General features: G+C 45.9%; 7 protein-coding genes and 1 pseudogene. All 8 read left to right on the top strand.

Features of this window, described 5'->3' with window-relative positions:
* The first annotated feature begins 9 nt into the window (after positions 1 to 9).
* Positions 10 to 3,516, top strand: a complete 3,507-nt coding sequence (locus HQQ94_RS00045) for a non-ribosomal peptide synthetase (protein ID WP_173292490.1) — start codon at positions 10 to 12, stop codon at positions 3,514 to 3,516.
* Positions 3,497 to 4,421: pseudogene (locus HQQ94_RS23025) on the top strand (condensation domain-containing protein). The gene HQQ94_RS00045 and the pseudogene HQQ94_RS23025 overlap by 20 nt, the downstream one beginning before the upstream one ends.
* Positions 4,384 to 7,812 carry an amino acid adenylation domain-containing protein gene (locus HQQ94_RS00030; protein WP_173292484.1) on the top strand — a complete coding sequence of 1,143 codons (3,429 nt, stop codon included), beginning with the start codon at positions 4,384 to 4,386 and terminating at the stop codon, positions 7,810 to 7,812. The pseudogene HQQ94_RS23025 and the gene HQQ94_RS00030 overlap by 38 nt, the downstream one beginning before the upstream one ends.
* Positions 7,766 to 11,284: a condensation domain-containing protein gene (locus HQQ94_RS00025; protein ID WP_173292482.1), complete on the top strand. Its 3,519-nt coding sequence runs from the start codon at positions 7,766 to 7,768 to the stop codon at positions 11,282 to 11,284. The genes HQQ94_RS00030 and HQQ94_RS00025 overlap by 47 nt, the downstream gene beginning before the upstream one ends.
* A complete protein-coding gene (locus HQQ94_RS00020) occupies positions 11,247 to 12,563 on the top strand; it encodes an AMP-binding protein (protein WP_173292480.1) in 1,317 nt (438 codons plus the stop codon). Before HQQ94_RS00025 ends, HQQ94_RS00020 begins: the two co-directional genes overlap by 38 nt.
* Positions 12,505 to 17,049 carry a non-ribosomal peptide synthetase gene (locus HQQ94_RS00015; RefSeq protein ID WP_173292478.1) on the top strand — a complete coding sequence of 1,515 codons (4,545 nt, stop codon included), beginning with the start codon at positions 12,505 to 12,507 and terminating at the stop codon, positions 17,047 to 17,049. Before HQQ94_RS00020 ends, HQQ94_RS00015 begins: the two co-directional genes overlap by 59 nt.
* Positions 16,991 to 20,290 carry a condensation domain-containing protein gene (locus HQQ94_RS00010; protein WP_173292476.1) on the top strand — a complete coding sequence of 1,100 codons (3,300 nt, stop codon included), beginning with the start codon at positions 16,991 to 16,993 and terminating at the stop codon, positions 20,288 to 20,290. The genes HQQ94_RS00015 and HQQ94_RS00010 overlap by 59 nt, the downstream gene beginning before the upstream one ends.
* A gap of 2 nt (positions 20,291 to 20,292) precedes the next feature.
* A partial coding sequence (locus HQQ94_RS00005; protein WP_173292474.1) for an AMP-binding protein occupies positions 20,293 to 21,280 on the top strand: 988 nt, incomplete at its 3' end.

The raw sequence follows: 21,280 nt of genomic DNA, 5'->3' as shown, positions 1-21,280 counted from the left end.
GGGTAAACAATGCTAAATCTATTAAAGGAATTAAGTGAGCTAAATGTTTCCATTTGGGCTTCTGGTGATAAATTAAAATTAGCATTTGAAGGTGAAAATGTATGTTCGAATGTTGTCAGTAATATTAAAAATAATAAAGACAACTTATTACGTTTTTTACATCAAAATAAGATTTATGATGCACAAGATTTTATTGAGTTAGTTAAAGTTGAAACGATAACTAAAGAGTTCTCTAATAACATAGAAGCTATTTACCCTGCCACGAGCTTGCAGCAAGGGTTTATCTATCATCACATTAGTCAGCCTGATGATGATGCTTATCGTGTACAGATGTTATTTGATTATCAACGTGCATTAGACCTTGATAACTATCAAGAGGCGTGGCGCTTAGCATCGATACGTTTCCCAATCCTTCGCACAGCTTTTGATTGGCAAGGAGAGATGCTGCAGGTGACAACCCGTGGTGCGAGTATTAATAAAGATAATTTCACTGTTAAAGATATTAGCCATTTATCGCTTGAGGCGCGTGAGCAAGTCATCATTGAGATACAGCAAGAAGATAGGGCTGTTGGTTTTGATTTAACTCAGCCGGGGTTAGTCCGTTTTACGATTATTAAGCAAGCGGATGACTTGTTTACGGTATTAAAAAGTGAGCATCACAGCATTATTGATGGCTGGAGTGTGCCTGTGTTGATGGATACGGTGCATGGTTATTACAATCAGTTAATGGCAGGTGAGGCGCCGCGTATCGAGGTGGACAAGGCGTATTTGGCTGCGCAAGAATATTATCGTCATACTCAAGCTGACACTGATATGTATTGGTCAGAGGTGAAGGCGCAATATCAAGGCGCGAATGATTTATCTAACCTGCTCACTCATAAGGTGGACTTATCTCAGGTTAAGGCTGTGGATGAGCCGGCAGGGCAAGCATTTAAGGTGGAAGGTCAAGCCTACAAGCAATTGACCACGATGTGTAAAGCGCAAGGGGTGACCTTAAATGTTGCTTTGCAGTTTGCTTGGCATAAGTTACTGCAAACCTACAGTGGTGATAGTCAAACAATCGTGGGGACCACGGTATCGGGTCGAGATGTGCCGGTTGAAGGGATTGAGTCAAGCGTTGGGCTGTATATTAATACCTTGCCATTGATGGTTGATTGGGAGCAAGCCGAGTTAACGGTTGGCGCTAGCTTAAAAGCGATTCAAAAAGATATTGCGGCGTTGAACAGTCACAGTGCAGTGTCGCTAGCGAGTCTGCAACAAGACGGTGAGCGATTGTTCCATAGCTTGTTTGTGTTTGAAAACTATCCGCTGTCGGAGGTGGATGAGCTTAATACTGGGATTGAATCTAATTTAGCTTTCCGTGATGCGGTAGAGAAAGTGGATTATCCGCTGTCGGTGATAGCTTTTGAGGAAGGGGATAGCTTAACGGTTAACCTTGGATTTAGTGAAGCTTGGTTGAGCATCCAGGATGCCACACGTCTGCTTAATCAGCTTGAGTGTATCTTAAGCTCAATCGCCGCCAAGCCCGCGCAGTTATGTCAGTCATTATCTTTTATCAGTGAGGATGAACGCAATACCTTGCTGCACAGCTTTAACGACACTGAGGCGCCATATCCAAGCGATAAAACCTTGCATCAGTTGTTTGATGAGCAGGTGTCGAAAACACCGGATAACATTGCTTTAGTGTTTGAAGACAAGCAGCTCACCTATGCTGAATTAAATGAAAGAGCCAATCAATTAGCCCACAGCATCCGTCAGACACACCTCGATATCTGTGGTCACGAGCTTAAGGCCGATACCTTAATTCCACTGTATTTGGACAGAAGTCTGGAGATGGTGATTAGTATTTTAGCGGTGCTGAAAGCGGGTGGTGCGTATGTGCCTATTTCGCCGGAGTACCCAGCAGAGCGAACTCAGTTCATCTTAACCGATACCGATGCCAAGATGGTGGTGACGCAGTCACAATATCTTGAGACGCTAACTGCTCTGGGTGATGATATGAGTTTGTTGTCAGCAGACTTGTCTTCGAGTTATGAAAGTATGCCAACCCAAAGACCAAACCTAGTCAGCACAGCTAACGATTTGGCCTATGTGATTTACACCTCTGGGACGACTGGGAAGCCAAAGGGGGTTATGTTGGCCCATGATGCTGTGGTGAACCGCATTTATTGGATGCAAAAAGAATATCCACTGGCGGAAAATGACCGAGTATTACAAAAAACACCGTATATTTTTGATGTCTCGGTGTGGGAATTACTCTGGGCTAATCAAGTAGGGGCTCAAATTGTAATTGCTGCTCCAGTGGTGCATAAGCAACCAGAATTATTGCAGGCGCTGATTTGTGATGCAGGGATCACCACTCTGCATTTTGTGCCTTCGATGCTCAGTGCTTTTAGTCATTATTTAAAAGAATCATCGCAGCAGTTTTCTGCCCGAATTAATCAGGTTTTCTGTAGCGGAGAAGCTCTGGGGGTGACTCAGGTTGGAGAATTTAACCAAGTAAGTGAGCCGAATACCTGTCTGTTTAACTTGTATGGCCCGACAGAGGCGGCTATTGATGTCAGTTATTTCGATACTCGTGATAGCTTTAACGCGAGCGTGCCTATTGGGCGAGCTATTGACAATATTGGCTTTTATGTGATCGATGAGCATTTAGAGCTAACGCCATTGGGCGTCAGCGGTGAGCTTTACATTGGTGGCGCAGGTTTGGCGCGCGGGTATCTTAATTGCCCAGACTTAACAGCGGCGAGCTTTATTAAAAACCCGTTTGCCACGGATGAAGACATCGAAAAAGGGTATACGCGTTTATACAAAACGGGTGATTTGGTACGTTACTTAGCCGATGGTCATTTGGAGTATTTAGGCCGTAACGATAGCCAGGTCAAGATCCGTGGCTACCGGATTGAGCTAGGTGAAATTGAAACGGCGTTATCACTCCTCGATAGCGTGAAGCAAGCTGTGGTGATAGACCGTGAACGTGATGGGGCTAAATACTTAGCGGCGTATGTGATGTTAACAAAGGGTCATGTTTTGGACATTGATAGCGTCATGGCGTCTCTGGCTCAAAGCTTACCCGAATACATGGTGCCGGCGACGTTCACAGATATTGATGCTGTTCCATTAACGATCAACGGTAAGCTAGACAGGCGGGCTTTACCTGAGCCGACTTGGGTTAATAGGGACAATTACACTGCACCCCGCAATGAGCTTGAGACTCGGCTGTGTGAGATTTGGCAGTCGGTGTTGGGTCTTGAGCGAGTGGGGATACACGATAACTTTTTCCGCAGTGGTGGTGATTCGATAATCAGTATTCAGCTGGTATCTAAACTACGTCAAGCAGGCTTTAGCTTGCAGGTTAAGGTGATTTTTGATGCACCTACGGTGGCGCAATTGGCATCTGCATTAGAAAAAGAAGCCTCAGCGGTTGAAATTGTTGCCGAGCAAGGCGTGCTTGAAGGTGAGTTTGATTTATTGCCAATTCAGCAATGGTTCTTTGATGGGGGTATGGGCGAGTGAGCATCACTGGAATCAAGCCTTTATGGTGCAGCTACCTCAAGGTGTGACACTGTCTGCCATCGAAAGGGCGCTAGAAAGTTTAGCGGAGCAGCATGATGTCTTGCGTACTCGCTTTACCTCTTCACCATCAAGAGGTCAGCGTTATGATGCCCGCAGCACCATGGCACCTTTAGTGAGTTGTGATGTCAGTGAGTTGTCAGATGATGAGTTGCATCAGCAACTAACGACTTGGCAGAGTGACTTTGCACTTGATGCAGGGCCTTTATGGCAGGCTGCAGAGCTGACAGGCTATGAAGATGGCCGCTCACGTCTTTTCTTTGCACTTCATCATTTGATTATTGATGCGGTGTCGTGGCGAATTATTGCCGATGACATGCGTCTACTGCTAACAGGGCAAAGCTTACCAGAAAAAACCAGCAGTTATCGGCAATGGGTGGGTGCCATCACAGAGTATGGTAAAAAAGTCGGAGAAGGACGTGGCTTACTGGCAAGGTGTCACCGCTGATATGCGGATACTCCCTGAGCTTAGTGAGCCGCAAACGCAAGGTGTGATGTTATCTCATGAGTTAACCGAGACTTTATTGCGCGAGGCCAATAGCGGTTATCACACTGAGATTAATGACTTGTTGTTAAGTGCGCTAACGATTGCCCTACAAAGTACCTTTGGAGAGTCGGTTAATCATATCGTACTGGAGGGGCATGGACGTGAGTCGATTGATGAGACCTTAGATGTATCACAAACAGTGGGTTGGTTTACCAGTATGTACCCGGTGAAGCTTGATGCTTATGAAACGGCTGCAGAGACCATCATTCACACTAAGGAAATGCTCAGGGCAATACCCGATAAGGGGGCTTGGTTATGGTGCTTTGCGTCAGGTTGGGCGTGTTGCAGGTCAATTACCTGAAGTGAGCTTTAACTATTTAGGCCAATTAGGTGAAAGCAGTGTTAGCGGAGCTGAGCTGGATTGGAGCTTGGTATCAACAGATGTGGGTGTACAAGTCTCGTTCGATAACGAGGATGATTTAGCGCTTAATATCAATGGTGCAGTACAGCAAGGGGTGTTGGGCTTTAGTATTATTTCACGTTTATCACAGGGGCAAACGGCATTATTTGTTGCTGATTTTGAAGCGGCGCTGACAATGGTGATTAACACTGCTAAACAGCAAGCTCAATTAGGCGGACTTAAGACACCGAGTGATTACGGGCTCGATAAATTCTCCGTTTCAGAACTTTATCGCTTACAAGGCCAATATGACATAGAAGCTATTTACCCTGCCACGAGCTTGCAGCAAGGGTTTATCTATCATCACATTAGTCAGCCTGATGATGATGCTTATCGTGTACAGATGTTATTTGATTATCAACGTGCATTAGACCTTGATAACTATCAAGAGGCGTGGCGCTTAGCATCGATACGTTTCCCAATCCTTCGCACAGCTTTTGATTGGCAAGGAGAGATGCTGCAGGTGACAACCCGTGGTGCGAGTATTAATAAAGATAATTTCACTGTTAAAGATATTAGCCATTTATCGCTTGAGGCGCGTGAGCAAGTCATCATTGAGATACAGCAAGAAGATAGGGCTGTTGGTTTTGATTTAACTCAGCCGGGGTTAGTCCGTTTTACGATTATTAAGCAAGCGGATGACTTGTTTACGGTATTAAAAAGTGAGCATCACAGCATTATTGATGGCTGGAGTGTGCCTGTGTTGATGGATACGGTGCATGGTTATTACAATCAGTTAATGGCAGGTGAGGCGCCGCGTATCGAGGTGGACAAGGCGTATTTGGCTGCGCAAGAATATTACCGTCATACTCAAGCTGACACTGATATGTATTGGTCAGAGGTGAAGGCGCAATATCAAGGCGCGAATGATTTATCTAACTTGCTCACTCATAAGGTGGACTTATCTCAGGTTAAGGCTGTGGATGAGCCGGCAGGGCAAGCATTTAAGGTGGAAGGTCAAGCCTACAAGCAATTGACCACGATGTGTAAAGCGCAAGGGGTGACCTTAAATGTTGCTTTGCAGTTTGCTTGGCATAAGTTACTGCAAACCTACAGTGGTGATAGTCAAACAATCGTGGGGACCACGGTATCGGGTCGAGATGTGCCGGTTGAAGGGATTGAGTCCAGCGTTGGGCTGTATATTAATACCTTGCCATTGATGGTTGATTGGGAGCAAGCCGAGTTAACGGTTGGCGCTAGCTTAAAAGCGATTCAAAAAGATATTGCGGCGTTGAACAGTCACAGTGCAGTGTCGCTAGCGAGTCTGCAACAAGACGGTGAGCGATTGTTCCATAGCTTGTTTGTGTTTGAAAACTATCCGCTGTCGGAGGTGGATGAGCTTAATACTGGGATTGAATCTAATTTAGCTTTCCGTGATGCGGTAGAGAAAGTGGATTATCCGCTGTCGGTGATAGCTTTTGAGGAAGGGGATAGCTTAACGGTTAACCTTGGATTTAGTGAAGCTTGGTTGAGCATCCAGGATGCCACACGTCTGCTTAATCAGCTTGAGTGTATCTTAAGCTCAATCGCCGCCAAGCCCGCGCAGTTATGTCAGTCATTATCTTTTATCAGTGAGGATGAACGCAATACCTTGCTGCACAGCTTTAACGACACTGAGGCGCCATACCCAAGCGATAAAACCTTGCATCAGTTGTTTGATGAGCAGGTGTCGAAAACGCCGGATAACATTGCTTTGGTGTTTGAAGACAAGCAGCTCACCTATGCTGAATTAAATGAAAGAGCCAATCAATTAGCCCACAGCATCCGTCAGACACACCTCGATATCTGTGGTCACGAGCTTAAGGCCGATACCTTAATTCCACTGTATTTGGACAGAAGTCTGGAGATGGTGATTAGTATTTTAGCGGTGCTGAAAGCGGGTGGTGCGTATGTGCCTATTTCGCCGGAGTACCCAGCAGAGCGAACTCAGTTCATCTTAACCGATACCGATGCCAAGATGGTGGTGACGCAGTCACAATATCTTGAGACGCTAACTGCTCTGGGTGATGATATGAGTTTGTTGTCAGCAGACTTGTCTTCGAGTTATGAAAGTATGCCAACCCAAAGACTAAACCTAGTCAGCACAGCTAACGATTTGGCCTATGTGATTTACACCTCGGGTACTACAGGTAAGCCCAAAGGGGTCTTAACGCCACACCAAGGGATCACTTCCTTAGTGCAAAACAATGCTTATGTTGATTTGTCTGCTGATGATGTTTTCTTGCAGCTGTCTGACGCTAGTTTTGATGCCGCCACCTTCGAGTTGTGGGGCGCATTAACGTATGGGGCAAAACTGGTGTTGCCGACTCGCAATGCTCATATATCTGTTGAGCAAATTCGCCATTTACTAAGTAGTCATAAAATTAGCGTTTTATGGCTAACCCGCGCCTTGTTCGATAGCTTGTATGTTCAAGATATGGAGCTGTTTGCCAACTTGCGTTACTTATTAGTGGGTGGAGAGGCCTTGACGCCAGACTTGATACGGCAGTTACTGGCGCAGGAAAGTCGACCTGAGAAAGTATTAAATGGTTATGGTCCAACAGAAAGCACGACGTTTACGACCACTTATGATTGCGATCATTTTGGTGGGTCAGTTCCTATTGGCAAGCCAATTAATACTCGAAAAGTCTATGTGTTGGACAGTGATAGGAAATTGTCGCCATTGGGCGTCAGCGGTGAGCTTTACATTGGTGGCGCAGGTTTGGCGCGCGGGTATCTTAATTGCCCAGACTTAACAGCGGCGAGCTTTATTAAAAACCCGTTTGCCACGGCTGAAGACATCGAAAAAGGGTATACGCGTTTATACAAAACGGGTGATTTGGTACGTTACTTAGCCGATGGTCATTTGGAGTATTTAGGCCGTAACGATAGCCAGGTCAAGATCCGTGGTTACCGGATTGAGCTAGGTGAAATTGAAACGGCGTTATCACTCCTCGATAGCGTGAAGCAAGCTGTGGTGATAGACCGTGAACGTGATGGGGCTAAATACTTAGCGGCGTATGTGATGTTAACAAAGGGTCATGTTTTGGACATTGATAGCGTCATGGCGTCTCTGGCTCAAAGCTTACCCGAATACATGGTGCCGGCGACGTTCACAGATATTGATGCTGTTCCATTAACGATTAACGGTAAGCTAGACAGGCGGGCTTTACCTGAGCCGACTTGGGTTAATAGGGACAATTACACTGCACCCCGCAATGAGCTTGAGACTCGGCTGTGTGAGATTTGGCAGTCGGTGTTGGGTCTTGAGCGAGTGGGGATACACGATAACTTTTTTCCGCAGTGGTGGTGATTCGATAATCAGTATTCAGCTGGTATCTAAACTACGTCAAGCAGGCTTTAGCTTGCAGGTTAAGGTGATTTTTGATGCACCTACGGTGGCGCAATTGGCATCTGCATTAGAAAAAGAAGCCTCAGCGGTTGAAATTGTTGCCGAGCAAGGCGTGCTTGAAGGTGAGTTTGATTTATTGCCAATTCAGCAATGGTTCTTTGATGGGGTATGGGCGAGTGAGCATCACTGGAATCAAGCCTTTATGGTGCAGCTACCTCAAGGTGTGACACTGTCTGCCATCGAAAGGGCGCTAGAAAGTTTAGCGGAGCAGCATGATGTCTTGCGTACTCGCTTTACCTCTTCACCATCAAGAGGTCAGCGTTATGATGCCCGCAGCACCATGGCACCTTTAGTGAGTTGTGATGTCAGTGAGTTGTCAGATGATGAGTTGCATCAGCAACTAACGACTTGGCAGAGTGACTTTGCACTTGATGCAGGGCCTTTATGGCAGGCTGCAGAGCTGACAGGCTATGAAGATGGCCGCTCACGTCTTTTCTTTGCACTTCATCATTTGATTATTGATGCGGTGTCGTGGCGAATTATTGCCGATGACATGCGTCTACTGCTAACAGGGCAAAGCTTACCAGAAAAAACCAGCAGTTATCGGCAATGGGTGGGTGCCATCACAGAGTATGGTAAAAAGTCGGAGAAGGACGTGGCTTACTGGCAAGGTGTCACCGCTGATATGCGGATACTCCCTGAGCTTAGTGAGCCGCAAACGCAAGGTGTGATGTTATCTCATGAGTTAACCGAGACTTTATTGCGCGAGGCCAATAGCGGTTATCACACTGAGATTAATGACTTGTTGTTAAGTGCGCTAACGATTGCCCTACAAAGTACCTTTGGAGAGTCGGTTAATCATATCGTACTGGAGGGGCATGGACGTGAGTCGATTGATGAGACCTTAGATGTATCACAAACAGTGGGTTGGTTTACCAGTATGTACCCGGTGAAGCTTGATGCTTATGAAACGGCTGCAGAGACCATCATTCACACTAAGGAAATGCTCAGGGCAATACCCGATAAGGGGCTTGGTTATGGTGCTTTGCGTCAGGTTGGGCGTGTTGCAGGTCAATTACCTGAAGTGAGCTTTAACTATTTAGGCCAATTAGGTGAAAGCAGTGTTAGCGGAGCTGAGCTGGATTGGAGCTTGGTATCAACAGATGTGGGTGTACAAGTCTCGTTCGATAACGAGGATGATTTAGCGCTTAATATCAATGGTGCAGTACAGCAAGGGGTGTTGGGCTTTAGTATTATTTCACGTTTATCACAGGGGCAAACGGCATTATTTGTTGCTGATTTTGAAGCGGCGCTGACAATGGTGATTAACACTGCTAAACAGCAAGCTCAATTAGGCGGACTTAAGACACCGAGTGATTACGGGCTCGATAAATTCTCCGTTTCAGAACTTTATCGCTTACAAGGCCAATATGACATAGAAGCTATTTACCCTGCCACGAGCTTGCAGCAAGGGTTTATCTATCATCACATTAGTCAGCCTGATGATGATGCTTATCGTGTACAGATGTTATTTGATTATCAACGTGCATTAGACCTTGATAACTATCAAGAGGCGTGGCGCTTAGCATCGATACGTTTCCCAATCCTTCGCACAGCTTTTGATTGGCAAGGAGAGATGCTGCAGGTGACAACCCGTGGTGCGAGTATTAATAAAGATAATTTCACTGTTAAAGATATTAGCCATTTATCGCTTGAGGCGCGTGAGCAAGTCATCATTGAGATACAGCAAGAAGATAGGGCTGTTGGTTTTGATTTAACTCAGCCGGGGTTAGTCCGTTTTACGATTATTAAGCAAGCGGATGACTTGTTTACGGTATTAAAAAGTGAGCATCACAGCATTATTGATGGCTGGAGTGTGCCTGTGTTGATGGATACGGTGCATGGTTATTACAATCAGTTAATGGCAGGTGAGGCGCCGCGTATCGAGGTGGACAAGGCGTATTTGGCTGCGCAAGAATATTATCGTCATACTCAAGCTGACACTGATATGTATTGGTCAGAGGTGAAGGCGCAATATCAAGGCGCGAATGATTTATCTAACCTGCTCACTCATAAGGTGGACTTATCTCAGGTTAAGGCTGTGGATGAGCCGGCAGGGCAAGCATTTAAGGTGGAAGGTCAAGCCTACAAGCAATTGACCACGATGTGTAAAGCGCAAGGGGTGACCTTAAATGTTGCTTTGCAGTTTGCTTGGCATAAGTTACTGCAAACCTACAGTGGTGATAGTCAAACAATCGTGGGGACCACGGTATCGGGTCGAGATGTGCCGGTTGAAGGGATTGAGTCAAGCGTTGGGCTGTATATTAATACCTTGCCATTGATGGTTGATTGGGAGCAAGCCGAGTTAACGGTTGGCGCTAGCTTAAAAGCGATTCAAAAAGATATTGCGGCGTTGAACAGTCACAGTGCAGTGTCGCTAGCGAGTCTGCAACAAGACGGTGAGCGATTGTTCCATAGCTTGTTTGTGTTTGAAAACTATCCGCTGTCGGAGGTGGATGAGCTTAATACTGGGATTGAATCTAATTTAGCTTTCCGTGATGCGGTAGAGAAAGTGGATTATCCGCTGTCGGTGATAGCTTTTGAGGAAGGGGATAGCTTAACGGTTAACCTTGGATTTAGTGAAGCTTGGTTGAGCATCCAGGATGCCACACGTCTGCTTAATCAGCTTGAGTGTATCTTAAGCTCAATCGCCGCCAAGCCCGCGCAGTTATGTCAGTCATTATCTTTTATCAGTGAGGATGAACGCAATACCTTGCTGCACAGCTTTAACGACACTGAGGCGCCATATCCAAGCGATAAAACCTTGCATCAGTTGTTTGATGAGCAGGTGTCGAAAACACCGGATAACATTGCTTTAGTGTTTGAAGACAAGCAGCTCACCTATGCTGAATTAAATGAAAGAGCCAATCAATTAGCCCACAGCATCCGTCAGACACACCTCGATATCTGTGGTCACGAGCTTAAGGCCGATACCTTAATTCCACTGTATTTGGACAGAAGTCTGGAGATGGTGATTAGTATTTTAGCGGTGCTGAAAGCGGGTGGTGCGTATGTGCCTATTTCGCCGGAGTACCCAGCAGAGCGAACTCAGTTCATCTTAACCGATACCGATGCCAAGATGGTGGTGACGCAGTCACAATATCTTGAGACGCTAACTGCTCTGGGTGATGATATGAGTTTGTTGTCAGCAGACTTGTCTTCGAGTTATGAAAGTATGCCAACCCAAAGACCAAACCTAGTCAGCACAGCTAACGATTTGGCCTATGTGATTTACACCTCTGGGACGACTGGGAAGCCAAAGGGGGTTATGTTGGCCCATGATGCTGTGGTGAACCGCATTTATTGGATGCAAAAAGAATATCCACTGGCGGAAAATGACCGAGTATTACAAAAAACACCGTATATTTTTTGATGTCTCGGTGTGGGAATTACTCTGGGCTAATCAAGTAGGGGCTCAAATTGTAATTGCTGCTCCAGTGGTGCATAAGCAACCAGAATTATTGCAGGCGCTGATTTGTGATGCAGGGATCACCACTCTGCATTTTGTGCCTTCGATGCTCAGTGCTTTTAGTCATTATTTAAAAGAATCATCGCAGCAGTTTTCTGCCCGAATTAATCAGGTTTTCTGTAGCGGAGAAGCTCTGGGGGTGACTCAGGTTGGAGAATTTAACCAAGTAAGTGAGCCGAATACCTGTCTGTTTAACTTGTATGGCCCGACAGAGGCGGCTATTGATGTCAGTTATTTCGATACTCGTGATAGCTTTAACGCGAGCGTGCCTATTGGGCGAGCTATTGACAATATTGGCTTTTATGTGATCGATGAGCATTTAGAGCTAACGCCATTGGGCGTCAGCGGTGAGCTTTACATTGGTGGCGCAGGTTTGGCGCGCGGGTATCTTAATTGCCCAGACTTAACAGCGGCGAGCTTTATTAAAAACCCGTTTGCCACGGCTGAAGACATCGAAAAAGGGTATACGCGTTTATACAAAACGGGTGATTTGGTACGTTACTTAGCCGATGGTCATTTGGAGTATTTAGGCCGTAACGATAGCCAGGTCAAGATCCGTGGTTACCGGATTGAGCTAGGTGAAATTGAAACGGCGTTATCACTCCTCGATAGCGTGAAGCAAGCTGTGGTGATAGACCGTGAACGTGATGGGGCTAAATACTTAGCGGCGTATGTGATGTTAACAAAGGGTCATGTTTTGGACATTGATAGCGTCATGGCGTCTCTGGCTCAAAGCTTACCCGAATACATGGTGCCGGCGACGTTCACAGATATTGATGCTGTTCCATTAACGATTAACGGTAAGCTAGACAGGCGGGCTTTACCTGAGCCGACTTGGGTTAATAGGGACAATTACACTGCACCCCGCAATGAGCTTGAGACTCGGCTGTGTGAGATTTGGCAGTCGGTGTTGGGTCTTGAGCGAGTGGGGATACACGATAACTTTTTCCGCAGTGGTGGTGATTCGATAATCAGTATTCAGCTGGTATCTAAACTACGTCAAGCAGGCTTTAGCTTGCAGGTTAAGGTGATTTTTGATGCACCTACGGTGGCGCAATTGGCATCTGCATTAGAAAAAGAAGCCTCAGCGGTTGAAATTGTTGCCGAGCAAGGCGTGCTTGAAGGTGAGTTTGATTTATTGCCAATTCAGCAATGGTTCTTTGATGGGGGTATGGGCGAGTGAGCATCACTGGAATCAAGCCTTTATGGTGCAGCTACCTCAAGGTGTGACACTGTCTGCCATCGAAAGGGCGCTAGAAAGTTTAGCGGAGCAGCATGATGTCTTGCGTACTCGCTTTACCTCTTCACCATCAAGAGGTCAGCGTTATGATGCCCGCAGCACCATGGCACCTTTAGTGAGTTGTGATGTCAGTGAGTTGTCAGATGATGAGTTGCATCAGCAACTAACGACTTGGCAGAGTGACTTTGCACTTGATGCAGGGCCTTTATGGCAGGCTGCAGAGCTGACAGGCTATGAAGATGGCCGCTCACGTCTTTTCTTTGCACTTCATCATTTGATTATTGATGCGGTGTCGTGGCGAATTATTGCCGATGACATGCGTCTACTGCTAACAGGGCAAAGCTTACCAGAAAAAACCAGCAGTTATCGGCAATGGGTGGGTGCCATCACAGAGTATGGTAAAAAGTCGGAGAAGGACGTGGCTTACTGGCAAGGTGTCACCGCTGATATGCGGATACTCCCTGAGCTTAGTGAGCCGCAAACGCAAGGTGTGATGTTATCTCATGAGTTAACCGAGACTTTATTGCGCGAGGCCAATAGCGGTTATCACACTGAGATTAATGACTTGTTGTTAAGTGCGCTAACGATTGCCCTACAAAGTACCTTTGGAGAGTCGGTTAATCATATCGTACTGGAGGGGCATGGACGTGAGTCGATTGATGAGACCTTAGATGTATCACAAACAGTGGGTTGGTTTACCAGTATGTACCCGGTGAAGCTTGATGCTTATGAAACGGCTGCAGAGACCATCATTCACACTAAGGAAATGCTCAGGGCAATACCCGATAAGGGGCTTGGTTATGGTGCTTTGCGTCAGGTTGGGCGTGTTGCAGGTCAATTACCTGAAGTGAGCTTTAACTATTTAGGCCAATTAGGTGAAAGCAGTGTTAGCGGAGCTGAGCTGGATTGGAGCTTGGTATCAACAGATGTGGGTGTACAAGTCTCGTTCGATAACGAGGATGATTTAGCGCTTAATATCAATGGTGCAGTACAGCAAGGGGTGTTGGGCTTTAGTATTATTTCACGTTTATCACAGGGGCAAACGGCATTATTTGTTGCTGATTTTGAAGCGGCGCTGACAATGGTGATTAACACTGCTAAACAGCAAGCTCAATTAGGCGGACTTAAGACACCGAGTGATTACGGGCTCGATAAATTCTCCGTTTCAGAACTTTATCGCTTACAAGGCCAATATGACATAGAAGCTATTTACCCTGCCACGAGCTTGCAGCAAGGGTTTATCTATCATCACATTAGTCAGCCTGATGATGATGCTTATCGTGTACAGATGTTATTTGATTATCAACGTGCATTAGACCTTGATAACTATCAAGAGGCGTGGCGCTTAGCATCGATACGTTTCCCAATCCTTCGCACAGCTTTTGATTGGCAAGGAGAGATGCTGCAGGTGACAACCCGTGGTGCGAGTATTAATAAAGATAATTTCACTGTTAAAGATATTAGCCATTTATCGCTTGAGGCGCGTGAACAAGTCATCATTGAGATACAGCAAGAAGATAGGGCTGTTGGTTTTGATTTAACTCAGCCGGGGTTAGTCCGTTTTACGATTATTAAGCAAGCGGATGACTTGTTTACGGTATTAAAAAGTGAGCATCACAGCATTATTGATGGCTGGAGTGTGCCTGTGTTGATGGATACGGTGCATGGTTATTACAATCAGTTAATGGCAGGTGAGGCGCCGCGTATCGAGGTGGACAAGGCGTATTTGGCTGCGCAAGAATATTATCGTCATACTCAAGCTGACACTGATATGTATTGGTCAGAGGTGAAGGCGCAATATCAAGGCGCGAATGATTTATCTAACCTGCTCACTCATAAGGTGGACTTATCTCAGGTTAAGGCTGTGGATGAGCCGGCAGGGCAAGCATTTAAGGTGGAAGGTCAAGCCTACAAGCAATTGACCACGATGTGTAAAGCGCAAGGGGTGACCTTAAATGTTGCTTTGCAGTTTGCTTGGCATAAGTTACTGCAAACCTACAGTGGTGATAGTCAAACAATCGTGGGGACCACGGTATCGGGTCGAGATGTGCCGGTTGAAGGGATTGAGTCAAGCGTTGGGCTGTATATTAATACCTTGCCATTGATGGTTGATTGGGAGCAAGCCGAGTTAACGGTTGGCGCTAGCTTAAAAGCGATTCAAAAAGATATTGCGGCGTTGAACAGTCACAGTGCAGTGTCGCTAGCGAGTCTGCAACAAGACGGTGAGCGATTGTTCCATAGCTTGTTTGTGTTTGAAAACTATCCGCTGTCGGAGGTGGATGAGCTTAATACTGGGATTGAATCTAATTTAGCTTTCCGTGATGCGGTAGAGAAAGTGGATTATCCGCTGTCGGTGATAGCTTTTGAGGAAGGGGATAGCTTAACGGTTAACCTTGGATTTAGTGAAGCTTGGTTGAGCATCCAGGATGCCACACGTCTGCTTAATCAGCTTGAGTGTATCTTAAGCTCAATCGCCGCCAAGCCCGCGCAGTTATGTCAGTCATTATCTTTTATCAGTGAGGATGAACGCAATACCTTGCTGCACAGCTTTAACGACACTGAGGCGCCATATCCAAGCGATAAAACCTTGCATCAGTTGTTTGATGAGCAGGTGTCGAAAACACCGGATAACATTGCTTTAGTGTTTGAAGACAAGCAGCTCACCTATGCTGAATTAAATGAAAGAGCCAATCAATTAGCCCACAGCATCCGTCAGACACACCTCGATATCTGTGGTCACGAGCTTAAGGCCGATACCTTAATTCCACTGTATTTGGACAGAAGTCTGGAGATGGTGATTAGTATTTTAGCGGTGCTGAAAGCGGGTGGTGCGTATGTGCCTATTTCGCCGGAGTACCCAGCAGAGCGAACTCAGTTCATCTTAACCGATACCGATGCCAAGATGGTGGTGACGCAGTCACAATATCTTGAGACGCTAACTGCTCTGGGTGATGATATGAGTTTGTTGTCAGCAGACTTGTCTTCGAGTTATGAAAGTATGCCAACCCAAAGACCAAACCTAGTCAGCACAGCTAACGATTTGGCCTATGTGATTTACACCTCTGGGACGACGGGGAAACCAAAGGGGGTGATGATTGAGCATAGGGGAGTTGTGAACCTATCTCAATTTATAATTAAAACGCATGAAATATCAGCAGATACAAAAGTATTACTTTTTTCTAATTATGTTTTTGATGCGTCGGTTTATGAACTTTTTCCATGTTTATTTTCAGGGGCTTCGTTACATATAGTGCTTAAGCATGCTCAAAAAAATCCTGAAATTTTATTGAAAATGATCAACGAGTATCAGATCGATAAGGCCTTTATCCCTACAGTTATTGTTAATCATATGGCGAAAGAGCTGAAAGATTCTAGCTTGCAGGTGCTGCATACGGGAGGGGATGTGTTAAACGCATTAGCTTGCTTGCCTGCTAAGGTGACATTTAATCAATATGGCCCAACAGAAGGAACTGTATGCGTGACGCAGAACTTACTTAAAGATTTCAATGATATTCAAATAGGAAAAGCAATAGATAATACACTGCTATATGTTTTAAATACTAGCTTGCAACCTGTTGCTCTTGGGGGGGCTGGTGAGCTTTACATCGGTGGCGCAGGTTTGGCGCGCGGGTATCTTAATCGCCCAGACTTAACAGCGGCGAGCTTTATTAAAAACCCGTTTGCCACGGCTGAAGACATCGAAAAAGGGTATACGCGTTTATACAAAACGGGTGATTTGGTACGTTACTTAGCCGATGGTCATTTGGAGTATTTAGGCCGTAACGATAGCCAGGTCAAGATCCGTGGCTACCGGATTGAGCTAGGTGAAATTGAAACGGCGTTATCACTCCTCGATAGCGTGAAGCAAGCTGTGGTGATAGACCGTGAACGTGATGGGGCTAAGTACTTAGCGGCGTATGTGATGTTAACAAAGGGTCATGTTCTGGACATTGATAGCGTCATGGCGTCTCTGGCTCAAAGCTTACCCGAATACATGGTGCCGGCGACGTTCACAGATATTGATGCTGTTCCATTAACGATTAACGGTAAGCTAGACAGGCGGGCTTTACCTGAGCCGACTTGGGTTAATAGGGACAATTACACTGCACCCCGCAATGAGCTTGAGACTCGGCTGTGTGAGATTTGGCAGTCGGTGTTGGGTCTTGAGCGAGTGGGGATACACGATAACTTCTTCCGCAGTGGTGGTGATTCGATAATCAGTATTCAGCTGGTATCTAAACTACGTCAAGCAGGCTTTAGCTTGCAGGTTAAGGTGATTTTTGATGCACCTACGGTGGCGCAATTGGCATCTGCATTAGAAAAAGAAGCCTCAGCGGTTGAAATTGTTGCCGAGCAAGGCGTGCTTGAAGGTGAGTTTGATTTATTGCCAATTCAGCAATGGTTCTTTGATGGGGGTATGGGCGAGTGAGCATCACTGGAATCAAGCCTTTATGGTGCAGCTACCTCAAGGTGTGACACTGTCTGCCATCGAAAGGGCGCTAGAAAGTTTAGCGGAGCAGCATGATGTCTTGCGTACTCGCTTTACCTCTTCACCATCAAGAGGTCAGCGTTATGATGCCCGCAGCGCCATGGCACCTTTAGTGAGTTGTGATGTCAGTGAGTTGTCAGATGATGAGTTGCATCAGCAACTAACGACTTGGCAGAGTGACTTTGCACTTGATGCAGGGCCTTTATGGCAGGCTGCAGAGCTGACAGGCTATGAAGATGGCCGCTCACGTCTTTTCTTTGCACTTCATCATTTGATTATTGATGCGGTGTCGTGGCGAATTATTGCCGATGACATGCGTCTACTGCTAACAGGGCAAAGCTTACCAGAAAAAACCAGCAGTTATCGGCAATGGGTGGGTGCCATCACAGAGTATGGTAAAAAGTCGGAGAAGGACGTGGCTTACTGGCAAGGTGTCACCGCTGATATGCGGATACTCCCTGAGCTTAGTGAGCCGCAAACGCAAGGTGTGATGTTATCTCATGAGTTAACCGAGACTTTATTGCGCGAGGCCAATAGCGGTTATCACACTGAGATTAATGACTTGTTGTTAAGTGCGCTAACGATTGCCCTACAAAGTACCTTTGGAGAGTCGGTTAATCATATCGTACTGGAGGGGCATGGACGTGAGTCGATTGATGAGACCTTAGATGTATCACAAACAGTGGGTTGGTTTACCAGTATGTACCCGGTGAAGCTTGATGCTTATGAAACGGCTGCAGAGACCATCATTCACACTAAGGAAATGCTCAGGGCAATACCCGATAAGGGGCTTGGTTATGGTGCTTTGCGTCAGGTTGGGCGTGTTGCAGGTCAATTACCTGAAGTGAGCTTTAACTATTTAGGCCAATTAGGTGAAAGCAGTGTTAGCGGAGCTGAGCTGGATTGGAGCTTGGTATCAACAGATGTGGGTGTACAAGTCTCGTTCGATAACGAGGATGATTTAGCGCTTAATATCAATGGTGCAGTACAGCAAGGGGTGTTGGGCTTTAGTATTATTTCACGTTTATCACAGGGGCAAACGGCATTATTTGTTGCTGATTTTGAAGCGGCGCTGACAATGGTGATTAACACTGCTAAACAGCAAGCTCAATTAGGCGGACTTAAGACACCGAGTGATTACGGGCTCGATAAATTCTCCGTTTCAGAACTTTATCGCTTACAAGGCCAATATGACATAGAAGCTATTTACCCTGCCACGAGCTTGCAGCAAGGGTTTATCTATCATCACATTAGTCAGCCTGATGATGATGCTTATCGTGTACAGATGTTATTTGATTATCAACGTGCATTAGACCTTGATAACTATCAAGAGGCGTGGCGCTTAGCATCGATACGTTTCCCAATCCTTCGCACAGCTTTTGATTGGCAAGGAGAGATGCTGCAGGTGACAACCCGTGGTGCGAGTATTAATAAAGATAATTTCACTGTTAAAGATATTAGCCATTTATCGCTTGAGGCGCGTGAACAAGTCATCATTGAGATACAGCAAGAAGATAGGGCTGTTGGTTTTGATTTAACTCAGCCGGGGTTAGTCCGTTTTACGATTATTAAGCAAGCGGATGACTTGTTTACGGTATTAAAAAGTGAGCATCACAGCATTATTGATGGCTGGAGTGTGCCTGTGTTGATGGATACGGTGCATGGTTATTACAATCAGTTAATGGCAGGTGAGGCGCCGCGTATCGAGGTGGACAAGGCGTATTTGGCTGCGCAAGAATATTATCGTCATACTCAAGCTGACACTGATATGTATTGGTCAGAGGTGAAGGCGCAATATCAAGGCGCGAATGATTTATCTAACCTGCTCACTCATAAGGTGGACTTATCTCAGGTTAAGGCTGTGGATGAGCCGGCAGGGCAAGCATTTAAGGTGGAAGGTCAAGCCTACAAGCAATTGACCACGATGTGTAAAGCGCAAGGGGTGACCTTAAATGTTGCTTTGCAGTTTGCTTGGCATAAGTTACTGCAAACCTACAGTGGTGATAGTCAAACAATCGTGGGGACCACGGTATCGGGTCGAGATGTGCCGGTTGAAGGGATTGAGTCCAGCGTTGGGCTGTATATTAATACCTTGCCATTGATGGTTGATTGGGAGCAAGCCGAGTTAACGGTTGGCGCTAGCTTAAAAGCGATTCAAAAAGATATTGCGGCGTTGAACAGTCACAGTGCAGTGTCGCTAGCGAGTCTGCAACAAGACGGTGAGCGATTGTTCCATAGCTTGTTTGTGTTTGAAAACTATCCGCTGTCGGAGGTGGATGAGCTTAATACTGGGATTGAATCTAATTTAGCTTTCCGTGATGCGGTAGAGAAAGTGGATTATCCGCTGTCGGTGATAGCTTTTGAGGAAGGGGATAGCTTAACGGTTAACCTTGGATTTAGTGAAGCTTGGTTGAGCATCCAGGATGCCACACGTCTGCTTAATCAGCTTGAGTGTATCTTAAGCTCAATCGCCGCCAAGCCCGCGCAGTTATGTCAGTCATTATCTTTTATCAGTGAGGATGAACGCAATACCTTGCTGCACAGCTTTAACGACACTGAGGCGCCATATCCAAGCGATAAAACCTTGCATCAGTTGTTTGATGAGCAGGTGTCGAAAACACCGGATAACATTGCTTTAGTGTTTGAAGACAAGCAGCTCACCTATGCTGAATTAAATGAAAGAGCCAATCAATTAGCCCACAGCATCCGTCAGACACACCTCGATATCTGTGGTCACGAGCTTAAGGCCGATACCTTAATTCCACTGTATTTGGACAGAAGTCTGGAGATGGTGATTAGTATTTTAGCGGTGCTGAAAGCGGGTGGTGCGTATGTGCCTATTTCGCCGGAGTACCCAGCAGAGCGAACTCAGTTCATCTTAACCGATACCGATGCCAAGATGGTGGTGACGCAGTCACAATATCTTGAGACGCTAACTGCTCTGGGTGATGATATGAGTTTGTTGTCAGCAGACTTGTCTTCGAGTTATGAAAGTATGCCAACCCAAAGACTAAACCTAGTCAGCACAGCTAACGATTTGGCCTATGTGATTTACACCTCTGGGACGACGGGGAAACCAAAGGGGGTGATGATTGAGCATAGGGGAGTTGTGAACCTATCTCAATTTATAATTAAAACGCATGAAATATCAGCAGATACAAAAGTATTACTTTTTTTCTAATTATGTTTTTTGATGCGTCGGTTTATGAACTTTTTCCATGTTTATTTTCAGGGGCTTCGTTACATATAGTGCTTAAGCATGCTCAAAAAAATCCTGAAATTTTATTGAAAATGATCAACGAGTATCAGATCGATAAGGCCTTTATCCCTACAGTTATTGTTAATCATATGGCGAAAGAGCTGAAAGATTCTAGCTTGCAGGTGCTGCATACGGGAGGGGATGTGTTAAACGCATTAGCTTGCTTGCCTGCTAAGGTGACATTTAATCAATATGGCCCAACAGAAGGAACTGTATGCGTGACGCAGAACTTACTTAAAGATTTCAATGATATTCAAATAGGAAAAGCAATAGATAATACACTGCTATATGTTTTAAATACTAGCTTGCAACCTGTTGCTCTTGGGGGGGCTGGTGAGCTTTACATCGGTGGCGCAGGTTTGGCGCGCGGGTATCTTAATCGCCCAGACTTAACAGCGGCGAGCTTTATTAAAAACCCGTTTGCCACGGCTGAAGACATCGAAAAAGGGTATACGCGTTTATACAAAACGGGTGATTTGGTACGTTACTTAGCCGATGGTCATTTGGAGTATTTAGGCCGTAACGATAGCCAGGTCAAGATCCGTGGTTACCGGATTGAGCTAGGTGAAATTGAAACGGCGTTATCACTCCTTGATAGCGTGAAGCAAGCCGTGGTGATAGACCGTGAACGTGATGGGGCTAAATACTTAGCGGCGTATGTGATGTTAACAAAGGGTCATGTTTTGGACATTGATAGCGTCATGGCGTCTCTGGCTCAAAGCTTACCCGAATACATGGTGCCGGCGACGTTCACAGATATTGATGCTGTTCCATTAACGATCAACGGTAAGCTAGACAGGCGGGCTTTACCTGAGCCGACTTGGGTTAATAGGGACAATTACACTGCACCCCGCAATGAGCTTGAGACTCGGCTGTGTGAGATTTGGCAGTCGGTGTTGGGTCTTGAGCGAG

The sequence above is a fragment of the Shewanella sp. VB17 genome (assembly GCF_013248905.1).
Taxonomy (GTDB): domain Bacteria; phylum Pseudomonadota; class Gammaproteobacteria; order Enterobacterales; family Shewanellaceae; genus Shewanella.
The sequence above is the reverse complement of the archived record's forward strand: the minus strand, read 5'-3'. Positions and strand labels throughout refer to the sequence as shown.